General features: G+C 77.5%; 1 protein-coding gene. It reads left to right on the forward strand.

The features are described from left to right. On the forward strand, positions 1-213 hold a 213-nt coding region (locus tag G3I65_RS41315), incomplete at both ends, for a hypothetical protein (protein WP_160700900.1).

Genomic DNA, 213 nt, shown 5'->3' on the forward strand with positions numbered 1-213 from the left:
AGTGCCCTTCACCGGCGTGGTCTCGCTGCTGGGCCTGGCGGAGGAACCGGCGGCGGAGCACCCGGCGGTCTCCGCCGGGCTCGTCTCGACCGGCACCCTCGTCGAGGCCCTCGACGAGGCCGACGTCGACGCCCCGCTGTGGTGCGTCACGCGCGGCGCGGTGTCCGTCGGCCGGTCGGATCGGCTGCGCTCGGCCGGGCAGGCCGCGCTGTG

It is taken from the genome of Amycolatopsis sp. SID8362 (assembly GCF_010550475.1).
Lineage (GTDB): Bacteria > Actinomycetota > Actinomycetes > Mycobacteriales > Pseudonocardiaceae > Amycolatopsis > Amycolatopsis eburnea.